The organism is uncultured Dialister sp. (genome assembly GCA_900314595.1).
In the GTDB taxonomy this organism is placed as follows: domain Bacteria; phylum Bacillota; class Negativicutes; order Veillonellales; family Dialisteraceae; genus Dialister.
Window position 1 is genome coordinate 1 of the sequence record OMVW01000056.1, and the last position, 8,210, is coordinate 8,210.

Annotated in this window: 5 protein-coding genes; all 5 read right to left on the reverse strand. The window is 50.4% G+C overall.

Annotated features, from left to right (window positions below; genetic code table 11):
* Positions 1–449 precede the first annotated feature (449 nt).
* Positions 450–2,096, reverse strand: coding sequence for an iron ABC transporter permease (locus tag QZN42_RS09480; protein ID WP_296957043.1), 1,647 nt, complete (start codon positions 2,094–2,096; stop codon positions 450–452).
* A gap of 424 nt (positions 2,097–2,520) precedes the next feature.
* Positions 2,521–3,537, reverse strand: a complete 1,017-nt coding sequence (locus QZN42_RS09485; protein WP_296957044.1) for an ABC transporter substrate-binding protein — start codon at positions 3,535–3,537, stop codon at positions 2,521–2,523.
* A 17-nt stretch (positions 3,538–3,554) separates the two neighbouring features.
* Positions 3,555–4,508: an ABC transporter ATP-binding protein gene (locus tag QZN42_RS09490; protein ID WP_296957046.1), complete on the reverse strand. Its 954-nt coding sequence runs from the start codon at positions 4,506–4,508 to the stop codon at positions 3,555–3,557.
* An 820-nt stretch (positions 4,509–5,328) separates the two neighbouring features.
* On the reverse strand, positions 5,329–6,822 hold the full coding sequence (locus QZN42_RS09495) for a UxaA family hydrolase (RefSeq protein ID WP_296957048.1): 1,494 nt from the start codon (positions 6,820–6,822) through the stop codon (positions 5,329–5,331).
* Positions 6,823–6,831: 9 nt separating this feature from the next.
* Complete coding sequence (locus tag QZN42_RS09500; RefSeq protein ID WP_296957050.1) at positions 6,832–7,950, reverse strand: glycerate kinase; 1,119 nt, start codon at positions 7,948–7,950, stop codon at positions 6,832–6,834.
* Positions 7,951–8,210: the final 260 nt, after the last annotated feature.

The window sequence follows — 8,210 nt, forward strand, 5'->3', positions numbered from 1 at the left end:
AAAGGAGAAGGACAAAGAGCAGAAGACCGCCTGAATAAGTGGGCTAACCCCGAACAGAAAAATTAGGAATGGGTGTCCTTGACAACGGGACCGTTTTACCCTGTGGGAACCAATCTTATATAGTGCGCTTCGCGCACGGGCCCCTGGCATTCAATTGGTGCCCCCAATATAAAAGGCCCGCTTCATCATTTGATACGGGCCACCTTCACTTATCACTTACCACTTTTCACTGATCACTATTTCTTTTAATTGCGCTTCGTGCACAGGCCTCTGACCCCCAATTGGATGATTTGCTGAATTCTCAAGACAATGGATTTTCTCTGAACTGTAGATATAAAAAAGGCGCCTTCATAATTTCAAAGGCGCCACCTTCACGAAGAACGAATAACGAACAACGAAGAACGAAAAGCACTATGAGAGGCCAATCCCTGACGGCTGACATCTGACAACTAGAACCGTTTAATTCCCCTATTCAGCACCAGGAGGCACCCTGCGGTAATGAGTATGCAGAGTACTGCCATAGCCATACCGAGGGATACGCTTCCCTGCTCGAATTCTCTCGTAATGAAAGTGGAAATGACGAGGGTATTTGGCGGAGCGATCATGGAAGGCGCTACCAGTTCACGAAGGGAAATGATAAATGTCATCATCCAGCCGGCAGCGATTCCGCGAAGAATGAGGGGCACCGTAATGCGGCGGAAGACGTAAAATGTATTTCCTCCAAAGACCCGGCCTGCCTCGATGAGGCTCGAGGAAATCTGGGTGAGAGAACTTGTCACATACTGCACAGAGAAGGGAAGAAATAAGACCACATAGGTCAAAACAAGGATTCCCATCGTGTTATACAGGGGAAGAATATCATAAATATCATTCCAGAAAAGCATAAGTCCGATGACCATGACGATTCCCGGAAGCATTTCCGGCACCAGGGATACCGCTTCCAGCGGCCTTCCCCATTTCTTTCCCAGACCTTTCACCGCAAAAACGGTGAGAGTCCCCAGGATGGCACAAATCGTACTGGCAGTAACGGCCAAAAAAAGACTGTTCAGGATCGCATCCATAGCTTTGTCATGTTCAAGGAGGAGTTCTGCATAATGAGCCAGTGTGAAATTTCCTGCCTGAAGTCCATACCCCCGGAGTTTGATGAGGGATGTGGCAATGACAGAGAAATAAGGAATGCCCACGGCCAGGGCAAAGAGAAGCCCCATGGCTGCTCCCGTGGCCAGTTTGACAGGCCTTCTCAGGATTTTGAAGACCCGCCGGGTTCCCCTGCCTCCTACAAGACGGTAACTGTGAGTCATGGTGATGTAATTCTGTATAAACCACATGAAAAGACAGATTGTCACAAGAACCGAGGCCAGGACGGCTGCTTTGCCAAAGGAAATCGGTGCAATCGTGGCATACCGGTGAATATCTGTCGTAAAGACATCAAAACCGATACGCCGGCCTAATGTGTAAGGAGTTCCATATTCGGAAAGAGTTTTCACGAAGACGAGAAGAGCGCCGATCACGTAATTTCCCGTAACCAGAGGGAGAAATATTTTTCTGAGCCTTGTGCCGAATCCCGCCCCGCAGACTGCTGCCGCTTCATCCAGGCTTTCCGGCACCCGGAGCATGGCATTTTTGAGAAGGGTCACCATGAAGGGAAATATGTGGAAGCTCATGACCATGACCAGCCCTGCCAGGGTAAAGAAAGGAGTCACTCCATCTTTGAAGAAAGGAATGAGCTGTCCCAGAAGACCCCTTTTCTGCATGAAAAGGATCCAGCCCATGGAAGCGATATAGGGAGGGGTCATGAAAGGCACAAGAAATAAAATATCCAGTACCTTCGATTCCGCCCATTCCGTCCTTGAAAGGAGGTAGGCCAGAGGAAGGGAAATGATGGTAGAAACGATGACCACCAGCACACCCAGAATGAGGGAATTCCGGATCATCACTGCATTCTGCTCCTCCATCAGCGTTTCAGCGGCATAAGAAAAATCAAGAGCATCATTGATAATCAGTGCCCTGATCCCCACCTCCGCCAGAGGGCAGACGATGAGAAAGATGAGAAACGCTGCAAGAGCAAGAATGGGGAGGAACCATTTACGATTCATGGGGTGCCTTTCTGACAATGAGGAAATAATGGATATGCAGACATATAGCTGGTCGTTGTTCGTTATTCGTTATTCGTTGTTCGTTGTTCGTTAAGGTGTTGCCGCTGATGCGGCAACGAATATATATGGGAAATGTGCCTGAATATGGGCCAATTGTATCTACGCAGGATTATGATAAAGCGTGTTGTCAGTCGGTTAACAACGTTCATCAAGATATCAGTGCTCTGCGATCATAATTGATTTATACATTTCTGAATAACAGGATCAACTGTCACGAGCCAGCCGAATCGAAAATCATAAAAATCCAAAAATGGGCCCGCTATAAAATTTGCTGCGGGCCCACCTTCACGAAGAACGAACAACGATGAACGAAGAACGACTAACGATAGTGTCTCCAACCCTTAGTATGAAACGGTACTAAGAATTATTTCTTCCCGCACAATTCATTCAGCTTCTTTGCTGTTTCAGTAGCGATAGCCATCATCTTGTCCCATTCCGGCTTAATCTGCGGGATGTCTTTCAGCTGGGTTCCCTTGGCTTTGATATCTGTCCGGCCGGGGAGGAGCCATGCATTGGCGACAAGCTGCTGTCCTTCATCAGAAAGGAGGTAATCCATGAATTTCTGCGCGTTATCCTTGTGCGGAGCAGTCTTCATAATCATGGCCGGGCGGGGGTTGACGATGGTTCCGCTCTTCGGATAGTAGATTTCCAGGGGTTCACCTTTCTTCTTTGCTTTGTAGGCATTGTAATCGACTCCGGCAACGAGGATGCCAACTTCTCCGGTAGTGACGGCTTCCAAAGCAGCTTTATTGGCGCCCGGAACTTTCATACCGTTCTTTGCCATGCCTTCCAGAGCTTCCCAGCCGTATTTGTTCACATAGCCTGCCAGGAAATCTTTGCAGGCGCCGGATTTCATGGGGTCCGGGATAGCCAGCTGTCCCTTGTACTTCGGATCAGCCAGTTCTTTCCAGTCTGCAGAAAGCTGAGGAATTACATTTTTGTTGTAAATGACACCTACGGCAGAAGCGGAGTAGCCGATGAGCTGATTGTCATTATCGATGAATGCTTTGTCCAGTTTATCTGCATTCTGCGGTTTATAGGAAGCAAGGGCTCCGGATTTCTTCATATTGAGTCCGTCGGACCAGGAAGCGAGGACGACTACGTCTGCTGCGGGGTTCTTTTTCTCTGCTTCCACCCGGGCCAGGATTTCACCGGTGGTTCCCTGGAAAACTTCGACTTTGATGCCTGTCTTCTTTTCAAAACCTTTGGCCAGTTTATCGGTGAGGCCTGCCGGGGACGGCATGTAAACCACTACTTTCTTTTCATTGTTTGCAGCAGCGGAAGCAGCGGCCGGTTTGGAATCGGTCTTTGTACCGCAGGCAGCAATGCCCATGCAGAGTGCTGCAGCAGCAGCGAGAACAGCCAGTTTCTTCATTTTCATCTGAAATTCCTCTTTTCTTATAAAGAAATAATGTCTTTTCCCTTCACGTATAATGACACATCGCTGCCTGCGGGAAGGGGGTTCGCAGACCAGCAAAGCCAATCGGCTCCGTTATAATCCATGTGGACTTCATAGGTATGGCCCAGGAACTGGATATTTGTGACAGTGGCTCTGAATTCTTCGGTTCCCGGCGTTTTTTCCATGGTTCCTTTTTCCGGGCGGAAGAGATGGGTCTCATCGATCCAGTTCGAAGAACCTACGAAATGAGCCACGAAATTTGTCGCAGGTTTTGCATATATTTCCTCCGGTTTTCCATGCTGCTCGATTTTTCCTGAGGAAATCACGGCTATGGCATCACTCATGCTCATGGCTTCTTCCTGGTCATGGGTGACGAAAACGGCAGTAATGCCCAGATCTTTCACGAGGCGCCTTATTTCTCCCCTCATCTCTATGCGCAGGATGGCATCCAGCGCCGAGAGAGGTTCATCGAAAAGGATACATTCCGGTTTGAGCGCGATGGCCCGGGCAAAAGAGACCCGCTGCTGCTGGCCGCCGGACAATTCATGGGGATACCGCTTTTCCATGTGGTCCAGTTTCACCGTAAAAAGGGCTTTCTCCACATTTTCCTCCAGATGGTCCGTCCTCCCCGCCGCACGCAGGCCGAAGGCCACATTTTCGAAAACCGTCATATGAGGCCAGAGGGCGAAATCCTGGAACACGAAAGCCAGGCCTCTTTTTTCCGGTGGCACAAAGAGACCTTTTTCAGGGGCGGAAACGCAGGTATCGCCCAGCCATATTTCCCCCTCATCCGGCCGCTCCAGTCCCGCAATCATGCGGAGAAGCGTAGTCTTCCCGCAGCCCGAAGGCCCCAGAAGGGTGGTGAAATGGCGGTCCGAAAGTTCCAGCGATACATGGTCGATGATGAGCTTTCCGCCGTAGGACTTGCAGATATTTTTCAGAATGATTTTCATAACTTCTCCCGATCGTCCGTGCATAGTAACACATACTAAATCCGAGTATATACAACCAGTCTCAATTATCAGTGATGAATGAGTAAAGGAAGAGTAAATATTTTAGCCTGCCGGGACGACAAGTGGTGTTGAGGTGCCCGGACCGGGAACTTTGCAGTATTCGTATGGCCTGCCGGAGCGGCAGGAGGGTTTGAGGCATCAGAGTCCGGAGCTTTGAGGTATTCGTGCTGCCTGCCGGTACGACAAGTGGTGTTGCGGCGCCCGGACCGAGAACTTTGCAGTATTCGCATGGCCTGTCGGAACGGCAGGAAGATTTGAGGCATCAGAGTCCGGAGCTTTGAGGTATTCGTGCTGCCTGCCGGTACGACAAGCGATACTGAGGCGTCCGAAACTGAGGCCTTGAAGTATTCGCATAGCCACCCGTTTCGACTTGAGCTTTAAGAGGTTTTTCTACAAGCAGCTTTTTGTACCTGTTCTTAGAGACATTTCCTTCGCTTTCCGGATTTTATACGCAAAAAGGACCGATCCTTATTTCAGGACGGTCCTTTTTCACTCTGCGAATTTCCCATGTCCCCTGTCTATTACAGTACGCACGGAATCTTTGCGCCAATATCGTCATTGACACTATCCAATGAGGAAAACGGGTACTCCCCCGTCTGTGCAAAATCCCCATACAAACTCATGCCGCATAAGCGGCACACCTCCCCGCACCCCGCATCCCGCACCCCGATTCTTCGAAAGTGGGATGAAAGGCTCATGCCGCGGTGAGGCTAACCCCGAAAACCGCTTCTGACTCAAGCCGCAGTGAATACCAAGTGCCTCACACATACCGGCACACATGATCCACGGCGATATCGGAGAACCCGTAAGCTTCCGCTTTCGTCACTTTTCCGTCTGCAATTTCTTTCATTTCCAAAAGGAGCCGTTTTCCTCCTTCTTCAATGGTTTCTTCTCCGCGGACGATGGGAGAAAGGTCTACGTCCAGATTGTCTTCCATCCAGCTGGCCGTATGTTCGTTGGCTGTCACTTTGCAGACCGGAACCATGGAAAGGCCTGTAGGGGTCCCAAGACCGGTGGTGAAGATGATGATCTGACAGCCGGCAGCAGCCATGGAGGTAATGGAGGATACGTCAAAACCGGCGGTATCCATGACGAGAGCTCCCGATTTGGCCGGCCGCTGTGCCTGTTCCAGCACTTCTACGACAGGCCTTGTGCCGCCTTTTTTGATGCAGCCCAGGCTTTTTTCTTCCAGTGTGGAAAGTCCGCCCGCCTTATTTCCGGGAGCGGGCTGGCCTTCGCGGCAGTTCTGGCCGGCCCCTGAGATATGATTTTCATAGGCTTCGCAGGTCCTGATGATTTCATCGTGAATTTTTGCAGTGAGGCCCCTTCTGGCCAGAATATGTTCCGCCCCGATCCATTCGATGGATTCGCTGATCATGGCAGATCCTCCCATATCGATGAGGCGGTCCGACATATTTCCCACTGCCGGATTGGCCGCAATGCCGCTGGTGGCATCGCTTCCGCCGCATTCGATGCCTAAAAGAAGTTCGGAAATGGGGAATTTTTCTTTTTTCTGCATGGAAGCCTCTGCAGCCAGTTTCTTTCCTGCCCGCACTGCTTTTTCGATTGTCCGGAGGGTCCCACCTTCTTCCTGGATGCCGAAGGAAATAATGGGTTTCTTCGTCAGTTTCTGCAGTTTTTCTTTCAGTTCCCTATGAGAAATGGCTTCACAGCCAAGGCCGATGATGACTACTCCGTACACATTGGGATGGAGGGCAAAGCCCATGAGGATCCGCTGGCTGATTTCTTCATTGGCCCCCACGTCAGCACAGCCGCAGTCAAAAGTCAGGTGCACGGAACCTCTGACGAGGGAGGAAGCCACCCGGCAGGTTTCGCTGGAGCAGGCGCAGGTGGGAAGGAAAAGGATATGGTTCCGGACGCCCGGACGGCCCTCGCTTCTCCGGTAGCCGCGGAAATAGAGAGGTTCATCGGTGTAGGGCGTGAACTTCGGCCCTTCCCAGGGAATATCGCCCACATATTCATCTTCATATTTCCTCGGAATGCCTTCCAGATTATGATCATCCACCCGATGACCCTTTGCGACGAAAGAGGTGGTCTTTCCTATTTCTTCGCCATATTTATAAACGATCGTCCCCACCGGCAGGTCCACGAGGGCGATTTTGTGCCACTGGGGGATGAAATCTTCCGCCGTCAGCCGTCCTCCCTCGTAAAGGACTACGTCTCCCGGACGCACTTCTTTCGTCACTGTCACTACGGAATCCTTCGGATTCTGCCAGATTGCCTGTATTTCCATAAGTCCTCCTCATTTCATGGAACGAAATAAATGTAAAGCTGCCTTCTTATAAAATTCTTTCGGATGCGTCATGGATTCCGCTATTTCTTCTTCCGTCTCTGCCGCAGGAAGAATGAGTACGCCCGGCATTTCCAGTTTTTCCCAGCCTTTTCCAAGGGAAGCGGAAAGAATCACGCAGGGTACCTTCGCCTTCCGGCAGTGGGCGGCAATGATGGAAACAATTTTTCCGTCTGCGCTCTGGGAATCGGTGCGACCTTCTCCTGTAATGACCACGTCTGCTTCTTTCAGATAGTCGTCAAAATGATTGAAACGGAGCACTTCTTCTGCACCGGAAGCCATTTTTCCCTTCAGAAATAATAAGAGCGCTGCCCCCAGGCCTCCGGCCGCCCCGCTGCCGGGAAAAGTATCCGGATTCACGCCGAACGTCTTCGTAAGTACATCCCGGTAATTTTCCATCCCTTTTTCAAGGATTTCCACCATGGACGGGTCCGCCCCCTTCTGGGGAGCAAAAACGCGGACCGCCCCTTTGGGCCCGCAGAGGAGATTCGTCACATCGCTGAGAATCGTAAACTCTGCGTGATGAATGAGCGGTGTCAGCCCGGATAAATCGATCCTTTTCACTTTGGAAAGAGAATCCCCGCAGCCGGGAAGGATATTTCCCTTTTCATCCAGAAATTTGACCCCCAGCGCTTCCATGGCCCCCATCCCTCCGTCGCTGGTGGCAGAGCCGCCGATTCCGATATATATATGGCGCGCCCCATGGGATAGGGCATGAAGAATCATCTCCCCTGTGCCAAAAGTGGACGTTTTTAAAGGATTTCTTTCCTCTTTGGAAATAAGGGTAAGCCCCGAGGCCTCCGCCATTTCCATGAGAGCCTCCGTTTCCGAAAGTCTGGCATAAGAAGAAATCCTTTCCCCGCCAAGAGGCCCGTGGACGGAAGCCGTCACTTTTTCAGAGGCTCCTGAAGCAAGGACGGCCGAAACCGTCCCCTCTCCCCCGTCAGCCGAAGGAAGGGAAATCGTTTTTACATCCGGAAATACTTCACGAGCTGCCTCTGTGAGGATTTCTGAAACTTCCTCTGCCGAAAGAGTGCCTTTGAACGAATCGGGAGCGAAAAGAAAAGTCATAGAAACACCGCCTGTCGAAATTGGTTTTCTCCATTGTATCACGAAAGGGGGAAGCCGTTAGCCGTTAGTTTTTAGCAGCTAGTATTTTTCAGTTTACAAAGGAAACTATCATACGGAAAACTGCACATTGAAGTTAATGGTTAATAGTTAATGGGTAATGGCTAACTGCAATGTCATTAACTTAAGAAATTCATAAAATAGTTCAAGTACGCATCGAAAGGTGCGTGCTTTTTTGTGCAAAAAAGTCGAAAAAAATACGA

What these genes read in the sequence shown, in the direction of transcription:
- QZN42_RS09485 (WP_296957044.1), bottom strand. Translation starts at nt 3,537, where the DNA reads ATGAAAATGAAGAAACTGGCTGTTCTCGCTGCTGCTGCAGCACTCTGC.
- QZN42_RS09480 (WP_296957043.1), bottom strand. Translation starts at nt 2,096, where the DNA reads ATGAATCGTAAATGGTTCCTCCCCATTCTTGCTCTTGCAGCGTTTCTC.
- QZN42_RS09490 (WP_296957046.1), bottom strand. Translation starts at nt 4,508, where the DNA reads ATGAAAATCATTCTGAAAAATATCTGCAAGTCCTACGGCGGAAAGCTC.
- QZN42_RS09495 (WP_296957048.1), bottom strand. Translation starts at nt 6,822, where the DNA reads ATGGAAATACAGGCAATCTGGCAGAATCCGAAGGATTCCGTAGTGACA.
- QZN42_RS09500 (WP_296957050.1), bottom strand. Translation starts at nt 7,950, where the DNA reads ATGACTTTTCTTTTCGCTCCCGATTCGTTCAAAGGCACTCTTTCGGCA.